Annotated in this window: 18 protein-coding genes; 7 read left to right on the forward strand and 11 right to left on the reverse strand. The window is 66.5% G+C overall.

Annotated features, from left to right (window positions below):
- Nucleotides 1–40: 40 nt before the first annotated feature.
- Nucleotides 41–532, reverse strand: a complete 492-nt coding sequence (locus ACFWPK_RS24630; protein ID WP_378919478.1) for a hypothetical protein — start codon at nt 530–532, stop codon at nt 41–43.
- 4 nt (nt 533–536) lie between these two features.
- Nucleotides 537–1412 carry an alpha/beta fold hydrolase gene (locus tag ACFWPK_RS24635; RefSeq protein ID WP_378919479.1) on the reverse strand — a complete coding sequence of 292 codons (876 nt, stop codon included), beginning with the start codon at nt 1410–1412 and terminating at the stop codon, nt 537–539.
- A gap of 190 nt (nt 1413–1602) precedes the next feature.
- Between ACFWPK_RS24635 and ACFWPK_RS24640 the strand changes: the two genes are divergently transcribed.
- On the forward strand, nt 1603–2238 hold the full coding sequence (locus ACFWPK_RS24640; RefSeq protein WP_378919480.1) for a TetR/AcrR family transcriptional regulator: 636 nt from the start codon (nt 1603–1605) through the stop codon (nt 2236–2238).
- A 135-nt stretch (nt 2239–2373) separates the two neighbouring features.
- Here ACFWPK_RS24640 and ACFWPK_RS24645 read toward each other — a convergent pair whose 3' ends face one another.
- The 4 genes from ACFWPK_RS24645 to ACFWPK_RS24660 all read right to left on the reverse strand — a co-directional run bounded on the left by ACFWPK_RS24645 (nt 2374) and on the right by ACFWPK_RS24660 (nt 6264).
- Nucleotides 2374–2820 carry an ATP-binding protein gene (locus ACFWPK_RS24645; protein ID WP_378919481.1) on the reverse strand — a complete coding sequence of 149 codons (447 nt, stop codon included), beginning with the start codon at nt 2818–2820 and terminating at the stop codon, nt 2374–2376.
- 142 nt (nt 2821–2962) lie between these two features.
- Nucleotides 2963–3403 (reverse strand): response regulator, encoded by a 441-nt coding sequence (locus tag ACFWPK_RS24650; RefSeq protein WP_378919482.1) that lies wholly within the window; start codon nt 3401–3403, stop codon nt 2963–2965.
- Entirely contained in the window at nt 3400–5031 is a 1632-nt protein-coding gene (locus ACFWPK_RS24655) for a CHASE3 domain-containing protein (protein ID WP_378919484.1), read from the reverse strand. Before ACFWPK_RS24655 ends, ACFWPK_RS24650 begins: the two co-directional genes overlap by 4 nt.
- A 3-nt stretch (nt 5032–5034) precedes the next feature.
- Nucleotides 5035–6264: a PP2C family protein-serine/threonine phosphatase gene (locus ACFWPK_RS24660; protein ID WP_378919486.1), complete on the reverse strand. Its 1230-nt coding sequence runs from the start codon at nt 6262–6264 to the stop codon at nt 5035–5037.
- A gap of 175 nt (nt 6265–6439) precedes the next feature.
- Between ACFWPK_RS24660 and ACFWPK_RS24665 the strand changes: the two genes are divergently transcribed.
- The 4 genes from ACFWPK_RS24665 to ACFWPK_RS24680 all read left to right on the forward strand — a co-directional run bounded on the left by ACFWPK_RS24665 (nt 6440) and on the right by ACFWPK_RS24680 (nt 9721).
- On the forward strand, nt 6440–6898 hold the full coding sequence (locus ACFWPK_RS24665; RefSeq protein ID WP_378919488.1) for an anti-sigma factor: 459 nt from the start codon (nt 6440–6442) through the stop codon (nt 6896–6898).
- Nucleotides 6885–7691 (forward strand): RNA polymerase sigma factor SigF, encoded by an 807-nt coding sequence (locus tag ACFWPK_RS24670; RefSeq protein WP_378919490.1) that lies wholly within the window; start codon nt 6885–6887, stop codon nt 7689–7691. The genes ACFWPK_RS24665 and ACFWPK_RS24670 overlap by 14 nt, the downstream gene beginning before the upstream one ends.
- A gap of 149 nt (nt 7692–7840) precedes the next feature.
- The gene (locus ACFWPK_RS24675; RefSeq protein ID WP_378919492.1) at nt 7841–8194 is read left to right on the forward strand and encodes an STAS domain-containing protein; all 354 of its coding nucleotides are present in this window, start codon (nt 7841–7843) and stop codon (nt 8192–8194) included.
- Between the two features lie 330 nt (nt 8195–8524).
- Nucleotides 8525–9721, forward strand: a complete 1197-nt coding sequence (locus ACFWPK_RS24680) for a hypothetical protein (protein ID WP_378919590.1) — start codon at nt 8525–8527, stop codon at nt 9719–9721.
- A gap of 6 nt (nt 9722–9727) precedes the next feature.
- On the opposite strand, the gene ACFWPK_RS24685 is transcribed toward ACFWPK_RS24680, so the two are convergent.
- Nucleotides 9728–10213: a hypothetical protein gene (locus ACFWPK_RS24685; protein WP_378919494.1), complete on the reverse strand. Its 486-nt coding sequence runs from the start codon at nt 10211–10213 to the stop codon at nt 9728–9730.
- Between the two features lie 202 nt (nt 10214–10415).
- Here ACFWPK_RS24685 and ACFWPK_RS24690 point away from each other — a divergent pair, with 202 nt between their 5' ends.
- Complete coding sequence (locus ACFWPK_RS24690) at nt 10416–10640, forward strand: hypothetical protein (protein ID WP_378919496.1); 225 nt, start codon at nt 10416–10418, stop codon at nt 10638–10640.
- Between the two features lie 129 nt (nt 10641–10769).
- Here ACFWPK_RS24690 and ACFWPK_RS24695 read toward each other — a convergent pair whose 3' ends face one another.
- The 4 genes from ACFWPK_RS24695 to ACFWPK_RS24710 form a co-directional block, all read right to left on the reverse strand.
- Nucleotides 10770–11996 (reverse strand): acyl-CoA dehydrogenase family protein, encoded by a 1227-nt coding sequence (locus ACFWPK_RS24695; RefSeq protein WP_378919498.1) that lies wholly within the window; start codon nt 11994–11996, stop codon nt 10770–10772.
- Nucleotides 11997–12049: 53 nt separating this feature from the next.
- Nucleotides 12050–13348: an amidohydrolase family protein gene (locus ACFWPK_RS24700; RefSeq protein ID WP_378919500.1), complete on the reverse strand. Its 1299-nt coding sequence runs from the start codon at nt 13346–13348 to the stop codon at nt 12050–12052.
- A gap of 115 nt (nt 13349–13463) precedes the next feature.
- Nucleotides 13464–14033: a TetR/AcrR family transcriptional regulator gene (locus ACFWPK_RS24705; protein ID WP_378919502.1), complete on the reverse strand. Its 570-nt coding sequence runs from the start codon at nt 14031–14033 to the stop codon at nt 13464–13466.
- On the reverse strand, nt 14030–15271 hold the full coding sequence (locus tag ACFWPK_RS24710; protein ID WP_378919504.1) for a cytochrome P450: 1242 nt from the start codon (nt 15269–15271) through the stop codon (nt 14030–14032). Before ACFWPK_RS24710 ends, ACFWPK_RS24705 begins: the two co-directional genes overlap by 4 nt.
- 179 nt (nt 15272–15450) lie before the next feature.
- Between ACFWPK_RS24710 and ACFWPK_RS24715 the strand changes: the two genes are divergently transcribed.
- Nucleotides 15451–16839: an O-antigen ligase family protein gene (locus ACFWPK_RS24715; protein ID WP_378919506.1), complete on the forward strand. Its 1389-nt coding sequence runs from the start codon at nt 15451–15453 to the stop codon at nt 16837–16839.
- Nucleotides 16840–16850 lie beyond the last annotated feature (11 nt).

The raw sequence follows: 16850 nt of genomic DNA on the forward strand, positions 1-16850 counted from the left end.
CCCCAGCCATGATCCGTTGTGTCACACCGAGACTGCTGGTTCAGATGCGAGGGACGGAGTGGTCGAGCAGGCGTAGTACGGGGTCGATGCAGGCGGGAGCGTCGGCGAGGGCGTGGCTGGTGAATTCGATGATGGCCAGTTCGTGACGGACGACGTAGTCGAAAAACTGTGCCTCGGGGGAGTTTTCGTAGTGGCGGGCAAGGCGATGAAAGGCGGGGAGGTAACGGGTGGTTGTTTCGCGGACCGCGCGTAGTTGCAGCCCGTAGGGCAACAGGTGCAATCCGCTGCCACCGATGCGGCCGACGGTGCCGGCCATGGCATTGGTCGATGGAATAGCCGGCTGGGCGCGTTCGAGGAAGGCGCTGACGCCCGCCTGGGTTCGAATCTCCAACTCGTGCAAGGCTTGCCAGGCGGCGCGGCGGCGGGAGGACGAGGCGTGGTCGGCAGCGGCGGCGAAGAAGGACGAGCCGAGATCTTCCGATTCGACGAGACGGTGTAGATCGGCGGCGATGCCTGCGGGGATCGTGGTCATGAGTTCACCTGGCTTCTGTTTCGGCGGAGAGGAATTCGGCGACGAGCCGATTGAATTCGTTGGGCTGTTCGAGCATCGGCAGGTGCCCGGCACCGGGAAGGATTTCCACCTGCTGTACCGCCGGGTTGTCGGCGGCGAAGCCTCGCAGGTCGGCAGCGGGGGCGATCCGGTCGAGCTCGCCGCCGATCAGCAGTGTCGGACGGGTGAGCCTCAACGCGGCGGTGAAGTCGTAACCGAAGCCCTGTCGCAACGTCGACAGGGTGCCAGGACCGCCCACACCGGCGAGGAAGTGGCCGAACATCTCCTCGGAGATGTCTTCCGGCCGTGGAACATACGGTGCCAGCGCCAGTTTTCGCGCCCAGGGGATTCGAACGATCAGTGCCTGGATCGAGGACGGCAGCGGCAGCCCCGCAGTCGCCGCTTCGATCAGGAAACTCACCAGCCCGGGGTCGCGGCGCAGTGTGGTGATCGGCGCGTCGAACAGTGCCAGCACCGAGGTGATCGGGCCACCGGCCAAAACGATTCGGTCCACCGTGTGGGGAAGTCCGGCCGCGACCTCGCACGCCACCAAAGTGCCCATCGAATGCCCGACCACATCGATCCGCTCGACCTCGCACCGTTGCCGTAGTGCGTCGATCACCGCCACGGCGTTGCCGATGGTCGATACCTGCGGTTTCTCGGAATCGCCGAATCCTGGCAGGTCGATCGCGAGGACCCGGTGCGTGCGTGCCAGCGCCGGGATTGTTGCGGCCCAGTGCCGCCAGCACCCGCCCAGTCCATGGACGAGGACGCACACGCGTTCGCCGGCACCAGCTTGCACGTAAGCGACTCGGCGCCCGCCCACGACGAGGTCGTGCCGCTGCGGCTTCGGTCGGCTCACGGATCCGACGCTGACTGTGGAGTTTCCGCCCACCCTGGCTCCCGCCTCGCGCTGTCGGTGGTTCGGAGTTCGCCCCATCGACCTGAATGTCACTTTCTGACTGAAAGTGACTTTCAGAGAGTAGCGCCGCTTGGGGAGGTTCTGCAAGTCACTGTCAGTCGTCGGCAATGGGCTCGCGTATCGTTTCGGGGTGCCCGATCCCATCCGTCGACCACCAGCGCCCCTGCTCGAGCGCCGCAAGATTCAGGCAATGCTGGAAATCCAGGACGTCGCCTTGGGATTGTTCGAGTCCGACGGCTACCGCAAGGTGTCGGTCGAGCAGGTCGCCGCCGCGGCCGGGGTCTCGGCGAGCACGATCTACCGATACTTCGGCACCAAGGAACAACTGGTTGTCTGGGACCACGTCGACACCCAAGCCCTTACCCTGCTGACCGCAGGCACCGGTGTCGTCACGCCGGCCGAGTTACTGGCCGCGGTAGCCGCCGTCGCGCCGATGGTCATTGCGGCCCTTGCGGATTCGGGTGAAGAGCCACGTATCCGGCGCCGAGTCCGGCTGATGACGTCTGAACCCGAAGTCCGCACCGGTGAGCTGCAACAGATCCACAGCCTGGAACACCAGATCCAGCACCTGCTGACCCAGCGGCTCGGGCGCGACGAAATCGACCTGACCATCCGCTACGCCGCCGCCCAGGCCGCCTGGGGGTACCTCGCCGCCGTCGACCACTGGGCCGCAACCGAATTCACCGAACCCCTGGCCGATGTTCTCCAGCGCACCACCGATCTGATGGTCGAAGCTGTCGGCACCGTACTGAACACCGCCGGCTGACCACTACACCGCCGGCCGATCCTCAGACGCCCCGAGCTTTGCTCGGGGCAGCGGTCCTCGAACAAGCGTGGTCGAGGCCGCCGACGACCAGTTCGGTGGCCGGCGCGGCGACAAGCCTTCTACGGTCCGGTGCGACTAGCGACTCGGCCGAATCACCGTGCGCAGATCGACAACGGTGCCGGACAGGCCGGAATGGACCTGTACCTCGGTCATCAATGCGCGCATGAGCTCGAGCCCGCGACCGCGGTGAGCCGCGGGCGCGGATGGCGAGTGCTTCCAGCTGCCGTCGTCGGACACGGTGATCAACAGATCGTCGCCGGTCACGCTCGCGACTACTCGGACAACGCCCGCGCTGCCGTCCCGGTGGCTGTGCTCGACGGCGTTGGCGCACGCTTCCCCTACCGCGAGCAATACATCGCCTGCGTGCTCCGCGTCGACCGCGCATCGGTCCAGCCACGCCTGCATGGCGTGCCGTGCGGGTGCGAGCCCGGCGGCCTCCGCGGGAAAGGTCAACTCGAGCGGAGGCTGCGGATGATCCGTCTGTACACGTGCTCGGCCGTTGCCGTCGTCCTCTGGGATCATGTCATCTCCGCCGGTTGTGTTCGGCCCACCCCGTTATTCCGGCGGACAGTGTTGCCTGCTCGTTCAGTTCACTGCGGTCATACCCGCTATCCGCCGCACTATGTACCGACCGGGGATCCCACATTACCGAGCCCCGGCGCCCCTACTGGCGAGGCAGTCGCACGACCTGTACGAAGAAGTCGTCGATCTGTTTGATGGCGGAGACGAATTGCTCGAGATCCACCGGCTTCGTCACATACGCGTTCGCGTGCAGTTTGTAGCTGCGCAAGATGTCTTCCTCTGCCGCCGACGTGGTCAGGACGACCACCGGAATAAGGGCGAGCTCCGGATCGGCTTTGATTTTTGCCAGCACCTGGCGACCGTCGTACCGGGGAAGATTGAGGTCGAGCAGGATCAGGTCCGGTCGCGGCGCGTCGGCGTATCCATCCACGCGGTACAGGAAATCGAGCGCTTCCTGACCATCGCGGGCGACATGAAGCGTATTTCCTATCTTGTTGTCCTCGAACGCTTCTCGCGTCATGAGCTCGTCTCCGGGATCGTCCTCGACGAGAAGGATGTCTATGGGCTTTCCGGGAACGGTCACGACGGGACTCCTTGGTATTCGTTGCCGACGGGGATGGTTTCGACGATGTGGACGGGATCGGGTGCGGTCAGGGTGAAGCAGAATCGAGTGCCGTCGACATAGGACGGATCTATCCAGATTCGGCCGCCGTGATGTTCGACGATCTTTTTGCTGATCGCCAATCCGATGCCGGTTCCGCCGTATTCCTCTCGATTGTGCAGGCGCTGGAATATCACAAAGACTTTCTCGGCGAATTCCGGCGCGATACCGATACCGTTGTCGGCAACCGAAAAGATCCAACCGCCTTCGGCTTCTGCCGGTTCACAATCGATCGTCACCTGCGGCGCGGTTCCGGACTTGTGAAATTTGACGGCATTGGCGATCAAGTTCTGCCACAGCATGGTCAGCAATGTGGGATCACCGACGAGCTCGGGCAACGGCTGGCGACGTTCGATGCGGGCGTCGCTTTCCCCGAGCGATTCCGCGAGATTGGCCAACGCCAGGTCCAGGCTCTTGTCCACGCTGGTGATACCCGCGGTGCCACTGTCGCGGCCGACGCGGGAGAACGTGAGGAGGTCGTTGATCAGCACCTGCATCCGTTTGGCACCGTCGACAGCGAAATCGATGTATTGCTTTCCACGATCGTCGAGCTTGTCGCCGTAGCGCTTCTCCAGCAACTGACAGAACGAGGCAACCTTGCGCAGCGGTTCCTGCAGGTCATGCGACGCCACATAGGCGAACTGCTCCAGCTCGGCGTTGGATCGACGCAATTCGTCGGTCTGTGCGGCGAGCTCCGCCGCCTGCTGTGCCAGCAACGTTTCCTGCGCTCTCGCGGCGTCCAGCTCGGTCACGATCCGGCGGCGCATATCGTCGACCGCCTCGGCGACGGCCGCTATGTCGGCGGGGCCGTTGACATCGATGTGATGCCCGAACTCGCCGGCCGCGACCCGGTAGGAGGCTTGATGCAAGACGTTGAGCGGTCGCGCGACCAGCCGATGAACCAGCACCGCCAAAACCAGCGCCGTCAGTAAGAAGGCCAGCACCATGCCGGAGAGCACGCCGTTGCGCACGACGCGCGTATGCGCCAGCTCGGCCCGATCCGCTTCGATCGCGTCGGCGAGGCCGGCGTCGAGGACATCGAAGCGGGCCCGCAGATCGTCGAAGATGACCTTGCCCTGGTTGCTGACCTCGTCGGTGACCAGCGCGCCCATGGAGTTCGGCGGCAAGGTGGCGATCAGTGGCTCAGCGTGCTCGGCGCGCCACTGCTGGGCGATCTGCTGAATCTTCGTCAGATCGGCGAGCAGCGGCTCACGGTCGGAGAGAAGCTCTCGCAGGTGCGCGATAACTTGCGCTTCCTCATCCTTGCCCTGACCGTAGGGTTCGAGGAACTGCGGGTCGGCGGTCATCGCGTACCCGCGCAGACCGGTTTCCTGATTGATCAGCGTGCCCTGCAATCGGTATACCTGGGCCGCCGCGGGTTCAGTACTGTCCAGCAAGCGGTCGGTGGCATCGATCGTCCGGGTGATCACCCGTGCCCCGGTGACCGCGCCGACCAGCACCACCAGAATCATCAGCGAAAGCACCAGCCGAAACCACGCCTGCACGGTGAGGCGGCCGATGAATCCGCCCGTACGCGTCATTGTTCGCATCGGCTACTGCGCTCCCTCTCGACTCCACTGCAAATACACGACCGCGATGTCGTCGTCCAGGCCACCGGCGGCTTCCGCCTCGGCCTCCACCCTGCCGATCAGCGCGTCGACGAACTCGGCGGGCCGCTGCGCGCGCACACTTCTGGCAGTTGCCAGCAAGCCGTCCTCGCCCAAACGCTCGCGGGACGCCCCGCTGAACCCTTCGAACAGACCATCCGTGAACAGCACGATGCCCACGTCGGCGGGCAGGCTCATCTCGTGCACCGGCCACTCGGCCCGTCCCGGCAGAAATCCGAGTGCGGGACCACCGGGCACCTCCACCCAATCCACACCGGCCGTCGATCGGATCAACATCCCCGGATGACCCGCACGCGTCACCCGCACCCGCTGCTGCGCGGGTTCCAATTCCAGGACGGTCACCGTCGCGAACGTCTGCTTGCCGATCCGCTCGGCCAGCAGCATTTGTTCGAGCAGCTGCAACTGCCGGGCGCCGGTGATACCGCTCAGAACCAGGGTGCGCCAGGCCAACCGCAGCGCCACACCGATCGCCGCCTCGTCCGGCCCGTGCCCGGCGACATCACCGATCAGGGTGTGCACCATGCCGTCTGCGTCTTGGACGACGTCGTAGAAATCGCCACCGAGCAACGAATGGGCGCGGCCCGGCCGATAGCGGGTGACCACGTCGACCGGATTCGATCCACGCATCAGCGGTGTCGGCAGCAGTCCGCGCTCGAGACGAGCATTCTCCTGGGCGCGCATATCGCTGGCCCGCAGCGCGGCGGCGGTGCGCTCTGCTTGCTTGCGATGCACCGCGTATCGGACCGCACGACCGAACAATTCCGGACCGACGCGCCCTTTGACGAGGTAGTCCTGAGCGCCTGCCGCGACCGCGACCAGGCCGGTGTGTTCCTCATCCAAGCCGGTCATCACCACGACGGCGACCTGATCCGCGTAGTCACGGATTCGCGCGAGCGCCTCGAGGCCTTGCGCGTCGGGCAGATGCAGGTCCAGCAGCACGCAGTCGGGCAAGCCGGCGGCCAGGTGATGACCGGCCTCCGCCAGTGATCGAACCCAGTGCAGGTTCACACCGAGTGGACCGTCGGCGACCAGCTCCTCCACCAGCAGTGCGTCACCGGCATCGTCTTCGACCAGCAATACCGACAGTGGACGTCGATCGGCGCTGTCGGCAGCGGCATCCAGGTGACCGTCGGTCAGCTCACGCAGTCCATCCAAGATTCCGGCGCCCTTCTCATCCGCACTGCTTCGGCACCGGTCTCCGGTCATCAGCCGAACCGGCTGACGCCACGATCGTTGACAGTGCCGGAGCACGAGGATCGTATCCGACCATCGGAAGGGCTGCGGACTGGTCACGAATGTATCCAGCGCACGCTACCGTGAGCGTGATCAGGTGGTTACAGCGGAAGAGATGTGTATGGGCAACGACGCACGACAGTCACCGTCCTCGACGAAGTCGACGACCACCTGCGTGCGGGTGCACGCCGAGTTCGAACAACTCGCCATGCTGCGGGCCATCACCGAAACCATCGCCATGATGGCCGATTTCGGGCTGGACGAAGTCACCGATATCCGCCTGGCGCTCGACGAAGTCGCCAGCGTGCTGATCGCGGCGGCAGTACCTGATTCGGACCTCGACTGCGCGTTCGTCTACAGCGACGGCGTGATGAATGTGCGGGTGGGCGCGAACGTCACCACCGACACTGTGCCCGAAGACGGCAGTTTCGGGTGGCACATCGTCGCGACACTCACCGCGTCGGTGGCGGTGAACCAGGAACCGTTCGACGCCACTGTCGAGGGTTACCCCACCGTCATCGATTTCAGCTGGGAACGCCCGCGTGACGAGCAGTAATTCCAGGCCGACGCGCGACTGGAAACAGCGCTCCCGCAACAGCTACGACGATATCGAGCCGCTGTTCGCGGAGCTGGCCGCGCTGGCCGAGGGCGATCCGGCCCGGGACCGGCTCAGAGAGGATCTGATCGGCCGCTGTCTCCCGCTCGCCGAACACATCGCGCGCAAGTTCAGCGGTCGTGGCGAGAATTTCGACGACCTGCTGCAGATCGCTCGCGTCGGGATGGTGGCGGCCGTGGACCGGTTCGACCCAGGACACGGCACCCCGTTCGTGCCGTTCGCGGTGCCGACGATCATGGGCGAGGTGCGCAGGCATTTCCGTGACTACACCTGGGCGGTGCGAGTTCCACGTCGGCTCAAGGAGATCCAGTCGTCACTGGGCCCAGCAGTGGAGCGGCTGACGCACGAACTGGGACGGGTACCCCGCCCCAGCGAGATCGCTGCCCATCTCGATGTCGATATCGCCGAGGTGACGCAGGCGATGGTCGCTCGTAACGCCTACCAGACATCGTCCATCGATGCCGGCGTCGAAACCAGCGAAGGCGGGACACCGCCGATAGCCGAGACCCTTGGCACCGATGATCCGGATTTCGGCCACGTCGAGGACTATCTCACGGTCGCACCGCTGATCGCGTCGCTGCCGGAACGCGAGCGGCGTGTGCTGGTGATGCGGTTCGTCCACTCGATGACCCAGGCGGAGATCGGCGAGCAGCTCGGCTGCTCGCAGATGCAGGTCTCACGCCTGTTGACGAAAACGTTGAAAACCCTGCGGCAAAGGGCTTCACTCGACTGACCGTCGGCCATGGAGCAGCGGCCGGCCTCGTGGTCCGAACGAGTGCGCTAAATTGACCCGGCAGAACGGTCATTTCGCCTACCCGGGCGGATGTCCATATCGGGCAGGTGGAGCCCGCCTGCCTGTCCACGAAGCGGAAGTAGACGTAAATGACGGCTGAAGGTATTTCCACCACAGCGCAGGTACGAGTAGAGACCCTACCGGCAGCGTCGGTCGTGACCGTCGAAGGCGAAGTCGATATGGCCACGGCACCGTTGGTCCAGTCGGGGGTCGACGAGGCGCTCGACACCGGAGCGCGGGTTCTGATCGTTGACCTCTCTCAGGTCAAGTTCTTCGGCTCCGCGGGCTTGAGCGTGTTGCTCACCGCAGCGGAGAAACTGCCCGAGAGCGGTCTGCGGGTGGTGGCGTCCGCCGCGGTTCGCCGCCCGATCGAGATCACCGGACTGGACAAGCTGCTGACCATCTTCGACACCGTAGAGCAGGCAATGGATTCGAGCGTCTGAACCGACGCTCGCAACCGGCCGGGAGGGGTCAGGCCGTCGGCCTGACCCGGTCACCCATCGGCAGTCCTGTAACCATCTTCTTCAACTCAGATCTCCCCTGGTCTGGATGAATTCGCCCTTGGTGGCCTTGACACCCCCGGCGGTAGCTCAGCTCGCACGGCACGGCCCCACGTCGAGTCGGGGTTCGATTCTCTGTAGTGGCACTATGTTGCTGCGGGACGCGGCCGCGATGACGTGGGCGCACGGATTCTTCGACAGCTCTAACGCAGCGAAGGGATCGTCATGCATTCGGTTGTGGCCTTGATCGTCCGGATGGGTTGTGTGCTGGCCATGATTTCGGCGGCGGTGGGGTTTGCCGCACCGGCCTCCGCGGACCCGCCGGATTCGGCGCTGTGCGCGTGGCGGTTCATGTCCAACAGCACCGTGCTGAATGTGGCTTTCCCCGACGCGAACTCGACGTATTGGATGATGCCCTACGCGCTGGGGCCGGGTGACTCGATCGAGCTGTCCGGTAGCTATCCGGCGGCCCGGTATTTCTCGCTGAACACCTACGGGACCGACCTCGACACGGTGGACACGTTGCGCGACAACCAGATCGTCGCCGACCCGGGCAGTGCCAACCCGTACGTCGACGCGGGCGCCGCAGCACTGTCCGCGTCGCAACAGCGTTGGCACGCCAAGCTGGTCAACGGCCCGGCCGACCACAGCAGCAACGAGCTGCGGGCTGTCGCGAGTGGGCAGAGCACCCCGATCGGGTTCATCATCGTCCGTGTCTATGTTCCGACCGACCCGGCCTCGCTCACCGGCGGTGTGCCGCTGCCGGAGGTGAAGCTCTCGATCGCGGGCGCCGACGTGCCGAGCCAGCCGTGCGCGCAGCCATTCGACCCGTCCACCTACACCGGCCCGGTCGCCGACGTCGCCAAGGACGCCTTCGATCGGGCGATCGCGGCGGCGGCCTCGGGTGCGTTCCCCGGCACCGCACCGGAGGCGACGTTCGGAAACCCGGCGAGCACCTCCGGGCTCTTCCCGAACGGCGACAACAAATACATCGGGACGCGCATCAGCTATCAGCCGGGGCGCCTGCTGGTGGTGCGCGGCAAGGCCCCGACCTTCCCGGATACCAGGGCGGGGCAATCGCCGACCGATCCGAGCCAGCAGGTGCGGTATTGGTCGATGTGCCAGAACGACCTGCGCTCGCCCTACCCCGTTGTCGCCTGCGCGGCTGACTTCCAAACCGCGATCGACGAGTCCGGCTACTACACCTATGTGGTCGCCGCGCCCGCGGACCTGCCTGCGAACCTCGATCCGAGCGTGACGGTGATTCCCTGGGGCAGCACCGACGTGGACAAGGTGCTGTTCCTGCGGAACATGACCCCGAGCACGGCGTTCTATCCGTCCTCGATCCAGGCGTCCCAGGACTCCGGCGACGACCCGGCCACCACGATGGGCCCGTACTACCCGAGGACTGCCTATTGCAACGCCGAAACGTTCGCCGCGGGCGGCGCCGGAGCATGCCTGGGCGCCTGAGAACGGCTACGGGCAGTCCGGAGCGGGCGCGTCGACGAAGAGTGGTTCACCCGCGCGATTGAGGTAGGCGACATACAGCTCGGCAGGCCCGGTGCCGAGATTGCGGCCGACATGCACGTGGTCGGGGCCGACAGTCTCGGATAGACCCGAGCCTGCCGAGTACGTGATCGGCACGCAGTCCGCCTCGTATCGCGTCACCGCGCCCGCGGTCACGACAGCCAGAACATTGCCGTCGTGATAGTGCCACCCGAGCGTTCCCCCCGACGCGATGGTGATGCGCCGGAAGGTGAACGTGCTCGGCAGCGAGGCGAAGGGGCTGAATTCGCTCACATCGACCTGTGCCAGCGGTTCGACAGTCACGCCCGAGGGCTGGGTGGCCGACGTCGATGGCGCAAGGGCGACGCTCGCAGCGACGGCCAGGACGGCGCTGACCAGGACATGCCCGGCAGTCCAGTTGGCGCGCTCAGCTCCGCGCCAGGGCAGGAATTCCATGCTGTGTCTCCTTCGCTCGAAGGTCATGTTCCGTGCTGGCACGTAGTCACGTGAGTGGTTCCACGGATGCCTTCCGACCAGGGATTTCGCCATGATTCTTGGTGACCGCACAACACCGGCTGCTCCACCCGGAGGCTACGCCGACCGCGTGTCATCTCACCGACGCGACGGCTCTCACGTCGCCGAATCAAGGAGGAACACCATGAACAGGATCGCATTCCGGACGGCGATTGCCACCATGGCCATGGCCCCGGCGCTCGTCCTCGTCGGGAGCTCGGCGGGCGCGGAGCCCGCGTCGGCGCCCGTGCCGGTGCCCATTCAGGAGGTCGCCCTCGGCGGCACTCCGGGCGCATGGGGGTTCTGTAACGGAGCGGTCGGCTGGGTGCCGTTGGTCGGTCCACTTGCCGCCTTCATCTGCTGGGTGTGAACGCGGGGCCGTCGCCCTGGCGCTCGCGCCGTGTTCCAGCCGCCGGGTCTCTCCCGGCGGCTGGAACCAGCCTCAGTCGCGGATACCGGCTCAACTGGTACGAGCGGACTGCCTGCGCGAACCGATGTGCTACCCGGCGGTCAGGCCCTTGGCGATGTGGGTGACCTGGACTTCGTTGCTGCCCGCGTAGATCATCAGCGACTTGGCGTCGCGGGCCAGTTGCTCGACCTTGTACTCGGCCATGTACCCGTTGCCGCCGAACAGCTGCACGGCTTCCATCGCGACCTCGGTGGCGGCGCGCGAGGAGTAGAGCTTCATCGCCGATGCCTCGGCGAGGGTCACCTGGTCGCCCGCGGCGGTGCGCTCGATGGCGTTGAACACCATGTTCTGCACGTTGATTCGGGCGATCTCCATCTCGGCCAGCTTGAGCTGGATGAGCTGGAACTGCGCGATCTCCTTGCCCCACAGCTTGCGGGACTTGGCGTAGTCGATGCACAGGCGATGGCATTCGTTGATGATGCCGAGCGCCAACGAGGCGATGCCGATGCGTTCGGCCGCGAAAGACTCCTTGGCGCTGGCCTTTCCGTCGCCCTTCGCCGGGGTCTCGGTTTCGCCGAGCAGGCGGTCCGGGGTGATGCGGACGTTCTCGAAGAACAGTTCACCGGTGGGCGAGGAGTTCATCCCCATCTTCTTGAACGCGGGGCTCTGCGTGAAACCGGGCATGCCCTTGTCGAGCACGAACGCCAGCACCTTGCGATCGCGCCGGTCGACGCCGTCCTCCTCGTCCAGCTTGGCGTAGACGATGGTGACGTCGGCGTGCGGGCCGTTGGTGATGAAGGTCTTGCGGCCGTTGAGGATGTAGTCCTCGCCATCACGGCGGACGTAGGACTTCATGCCGCCGAACGCGTCCGAACCCGAGTCGGGCTCGGTGATCGCCCAGGCCCCGACCTTGGCCATCGTGACCAGCTCCGGCAGCCAGCGCTTCTTCTGGGCGAGCGTGCCGCGGCTGCGGATGGTGCCCGCGGTGAGACCGAGGCTCACCCCCATCGACGCCACCAGGCCGAGGCTGACACCGGCGAGTTCACTGTTGAGGACCACGCCCATGCTGCCCGCGCCGCTGAAGCCGCCGCTCGACTTGCCCGAGCCGACGGTGCCGGCTTCTTCACGGGCGAGGGCCTTTTCGAGCCCTTCCCGCGCCATCTCGTCGAGACCGAACGCCGCGTACAACTTGCGGATGATGTCGAACGGCGGCAGCGTGCCGCTTTCCAGCTGCTCGATGTGCGGGGTGACCTCCTTGGCGATGAAGCCACGCACCGCGTCGCGAAACATCAGGTCTTCATCGGACCACTGATACATGTCGTGAACTCCCGAGGGGTCGCCGGAACTTTCCCTCGAATATAGAACACGTTCTAATTCGATGGGCGGGGCGTGGCCCGGACGCCGCGCCGCCAGACGTCGACCACCGAGGTCGTGGCGGTGATGTCACGGGTCGGGTCGCCCGCCACCAGCACCAGGTCGGCACGCAGGCCTTCCGCGATCCGGCCGCGGTCGGCGAGGTCGAAGTACTCGGCGGGCAGGCTGGTTGCCGCGGCCAGCGCTTGCCTCGGCGTCAGGCCGACCTGGGTGAGCAGGGCGAGCTCGTGGTGTAGTCCCACGCCGTGGGCGGGGACGAACGGGGTGGCGTCGGTGCCCGCGAGCAGCGGCACGCCTGCCTCGTGCAGGGCTCGCGCCGCGCGCATCGCGTTGCCGAAGGTGCCGTGCCCGGTGTGGTCGGCCGAGCCCGCTTGCTGTTCGGTCGCTTCGAAATAGGCGAGCGTGCTGATGACGAAGGAGCCGTCGGCGCGAACGCGGTCCGCCAGGCGACGCATCGTCGCGTCGTCGTCGATATCGGCCCAGACGTGCCCGAATCCGTCGACGCCCGCGTCCAGGGCGATGGCCACCTCGCGTGCCGTGATGGCGTGCGCGATGACCCGCAGGCCCGCCGCGTGCGCGGCGTCGGTCAGCGCGGTGACCGTTTCCGGGGTCAGCGCGGGCAGCGTCGTGCCGTGCATGGCGCCGTCGTCGATGACGATCTTGAAGTAGTCGGCGCCCTCGGCCACCCGTGCCTCGACGAAGGCCGCCGCGGCGGCCGGACCCATGACCGTGTCGAACGGTTCAGCGGCCGCCACCAGGTCGGGGCGGCCGGTGCCCGCCAGTACGGCGAGCAGTTGGTTCGGGTGACCACCGGGCGCCGTCGCGAGGGTGCCGGGACTGCGCAGGTCGGCGACGTCGTCACGCTCGGCGGCGAGTCGGCGTTGCGCGGCCAGCACCTGCGGCGGGCAGAACATGTCGAGCTCGGTGGTGACGCCGTAACGCAGCGCCTCGGCGAGACTGCCGTCGAAGACGTGGGTGTGAGCGTCGATCAGACCGGGCAGCAGCGTCTTGCCCGATCCGTCGATGTCGAGGTCGATCGGGCCTGCGGACCCGACGATCACCCCGCCCTGGATGACGACATCGGCGCGCTCGCGAACGTCGCTTCCGTCGAAAACCCGGACGTCGCGAATCCGGGTCCGCGGGCCGTTGTTCGCCGCGGCGTCACCCACGCTCGCGTCGAGAAATCGCGCGCCTGCCGCGATGCCCGCGACGCCGGCTCCCGCCGCTGCGGTCGCCGCGAGAAACCAGCGCCGGTCGCGCCCACTGTTCGGCTGGTTCGATGTCGGGGATGTCATCACTGTCTCCTGTCCACGATGGTCACCAGCAAAGAGGTGCGTGGACCGCGCGGCGTGACATCGCGCGGGTGTGATCCATGCCATGACGCTTCGACGTCACCGCTGGATCAGCCGGTCAGGCGAAGGTGCGGGTGATGATCGGTGCGACGAAATCCTGGAGCATGGCGCGCTCGTCGGCTTCGTCTCGACCGGGGGTGGCCAGGAACGAGACGATGACGCGGGTGAGCCAGCGGGCGAGACGGCTGCGTTCGGGGTCGCTCAGGTCGGTGTCGGTGAACATGGCCGCCGCGAGGGACTCGATGACATCGGAGTCCTGGCTGATTCGGCCCGCCGCGCCGGAATCGCCCGGCCGGAACCAGGCGATGAGCAGGGGGTCGGCGCGGACCGCCTCGACCGCGCCGAGCATCGCGGCGATGACACGCTCGCCGGGGTCGGCGAGGTGGCGGACCTGCTCGTCGAGGTTCGCCACGATGCGACGAGTTTCGCGGTGTACGAACGCGATTCGCACCGACTGGCGATTGTCGAAGTAGCGATACAGCGTGGCCCTGGAACATCCGGCCGCCTTGGCGATGTCGCCCATGCCGACCGCGGCGACCCCGTGTTCGGCGAACAGTTCGGCGGCCGCGTCGAGGATGCGTTCGGCCGCCAGATCCGCCCGATCGGTGGCCAGCCAGTCACCGCTCATGCCGAGCTCGCCGCGCGGAACGGTACCGAGATGGGCCAGCGCACATAGTTGCCGTGCGCCCACTGCACCGCATCGAGGTCGACGGTGAAGTCGGGACAGCGGGTGAGGAGTTCCTCGAGCGCGACCCGCGCCTGCATGCGGGCGGCGGCCGCGCCGAGGCAGTGGTGGTGCCCGTGGCTGAAGGTGAGGATGCGCTTGGGGTTGCGGCGGATGTCGAGTTCGGCCGCGGTGGGGCCGAATTCGCGTTCGTCGCGGTTGGCCGATCCGTAGAGCAGCAGGACGCGGCGGCCCTCGGGGATGGTGGTGTCGTGCAGTTCGACGTCACGGGTGGTGGTGCGGGCCAGGCCCTGCACCGGCGAAGTCATCCGGAGGAATTCCTCGATAGCGTCCGGGATGAGCGTGGGGTCGTCGATGAGCAGCCGCCGCTGGTCCGGGTTTGCGGTGAGGAGCTGGACCGCGCCGCCGAGGTTGCCGGTGGTGGTGTCGTTGCCGCCGGTGATCATGGTGAACGCGAAGCCGAGAATCGCGACCAGGCCCTCGTTGTCGCCGTCGGCGCCGAGGCCGGAGGCCAGCAGGTGCGAGATGGTGTCGTCGCCCGGTTCGACGCGGCGGCGGGCGATCAGTTCGCTGAAGTAGCCGACCAGTTCGCCGACCGCGGTGAAGGCGTGCTGGTCACCGGCGGCCAGCCCGGCCCCCGCGACCGCGCCACCGACGATGTTCTCGGTCCACTCGTCGAACTTGCCGTGATCTTGCTCCGGCACACCGAGATAATGGGCGACCACCATGGTGGGCAGCGGCTTGAACAGCTCCTTGACGATGTCGCCCCCGCCCGCGGCGCGCAGCCGCTCGATGCGTTCGACGACGAACCTGCGCACCGCGGGCTCGACCGAATTCACCTGGCGCGGTGTGAATCCCGGTGACACCCTGCGCCGGAAATCGGTGTGCTCGGGCGGGTCCATGAAGACGAACGGCTTGACGGCGCCGAACCCGGCGGCCACCAGATCGACGTAGTCCACGGTCAGCCCCGACGCGGAGGAGAAGGTCGCGGGGTCGCGTGCCGCCGTCCACACATCCGCGTGCCGTGACAGCACGTAGAAGTCGTTGTCCGTCTGTTCGGCGGGGATCACCCGGTGCACAGGGTCGTGCTCGCGCAGGGCGGAATACATGGACCAGGGGTCACGCCAGGTTTCTCCGGAGCGAAGCTCGAAGCCGACCGCATGAGACGTCGTTGAACTCATGCCTCCAAGATAAGACAAAAGTGCCCAACTGTCTAACGAATGCAGGTGCTTGCCGGTGCGAAGCACTCCGACTTGTCATCAGAAGATCGCCTGCTGGTGGCGATCCGGAAATCCTCATGCGGGACATATTGCGGATGAGTTATCCCGGCCCGGCATCGCAGACACCACCGCGTGCACCGGTGAGGGTCGTTTTCGCGCGCGCGACCGCCCTGCTGTGCCTCGGCGCGATCGCGCTGGAATGCGTCGCCGACATCGTGCCCGACGAGTCGATCTGGATCGTGACACCGACCCGCACGATCATCGTTATCGGGCTGCTCGCTGTGCTGTGCACCGGCGAATCGCGGTGGCGCACTCCCGCCGATATCCCGCTCGCACTGCTGCTGTTCTCGTCGGCGGTGGCCAACTATCTCGCGGGACAACCATGGTCGACGTGGCGTGGCCTGCTCACGATTGTCGCTGTCTACTATCTCGCGGTCGGGGTCCGCCGGGTGGTGCCCGACTCATGGCCCGCGATCGCGTTGCTCGCGCTGGCCTGCACCACGATCGCGAGCATCGTCGCGTTGCAGCAGGTCGTGCAGGAAACCCCGACAGGGTTCTGCCGGGGTTCGCTCGACGGCTCCCACGATGTCTGCGGTGCCGACACCATGATTCGCGCCGTCGGCACCTTCTCCAATCCCAACCTGCTCGCGGCGTATCTGGTGCTGTTGTTGCCGGTCGCGGCGGCCGCGTCGGCGTCGCTCGCCAATATGCGCGCACAGTTGGTGAGTGGCGGATTGGTAGTGCTCGGATATCTGGCCGTCGTGCTCACCGGGTCGCGCGGCGGTGTGGTCGCCGCGCTGGCCGGATTGGTGGTTTTCGCGTTCCTGCGACGATTGCGGCCGGGTAAGCACGCGACGGCCGAGCGATGGGTGCCCTGGCTCCTGCCGATCGGGGCGACGATCGCGGCCGCCGTCGCGTTCGTCGTGGTCATCATCCGCGGCAAGGTCGGGGTTCGAGCCGACGTATGGACGGCGGCGGTCGAGATAGCCGCGAGCAATCCCCTCGGTGTCGGGCCCGGCCGTGCCGGACCCTGGCTCAACGAGGTGATCGACAGCCCGGAGGAGTTCCATCACACCCACAACATGTGGTTGAACTACGCCGTCGAATCCGGTGCCGGTGGTCTGCTCGCGGTCGTCGCGCTCACCGTCATCGGCATCTGGATCGCGGTAACCGCGAGTGCCGCAGGCTCTCTCACCGCTCCCGCCGCAGCCGCGGGGATGAGCGGTTTCCTCGCCATCAGCCTCGCCGACCACCCCGCCAACCACCAGCGCATCGCCTTCGCGGCGATGGCGATGCTGGCGATCCTGATCGTCGACCAATCCCGCCGCGAACCCGACCAGGTCGTCATCGACGCCCAACCCTTCCGCGCGGTCTCCCTCTTCGACGAGACAATGCCGCTCCCCCGCAACATCCTGGCGACGATGCCCCCGCACCTGATATCGCCGCAGCCGGGTCAACGCGCGAACGTCCCGCGCCGAAACCCGGATCGGCCGATGCGCGACACGCCGCCCACCTGGCCGCGGGCCTAGCGGCCGAGGCA

This window comes from Nocardia sp. NPDC058519, assembly GCF_042719755.1.
GTDB lineage: Bacteria > Actinomycetota > Actinomycetes > Mycobacteriales > Mycobacteriaceae > Nocardia.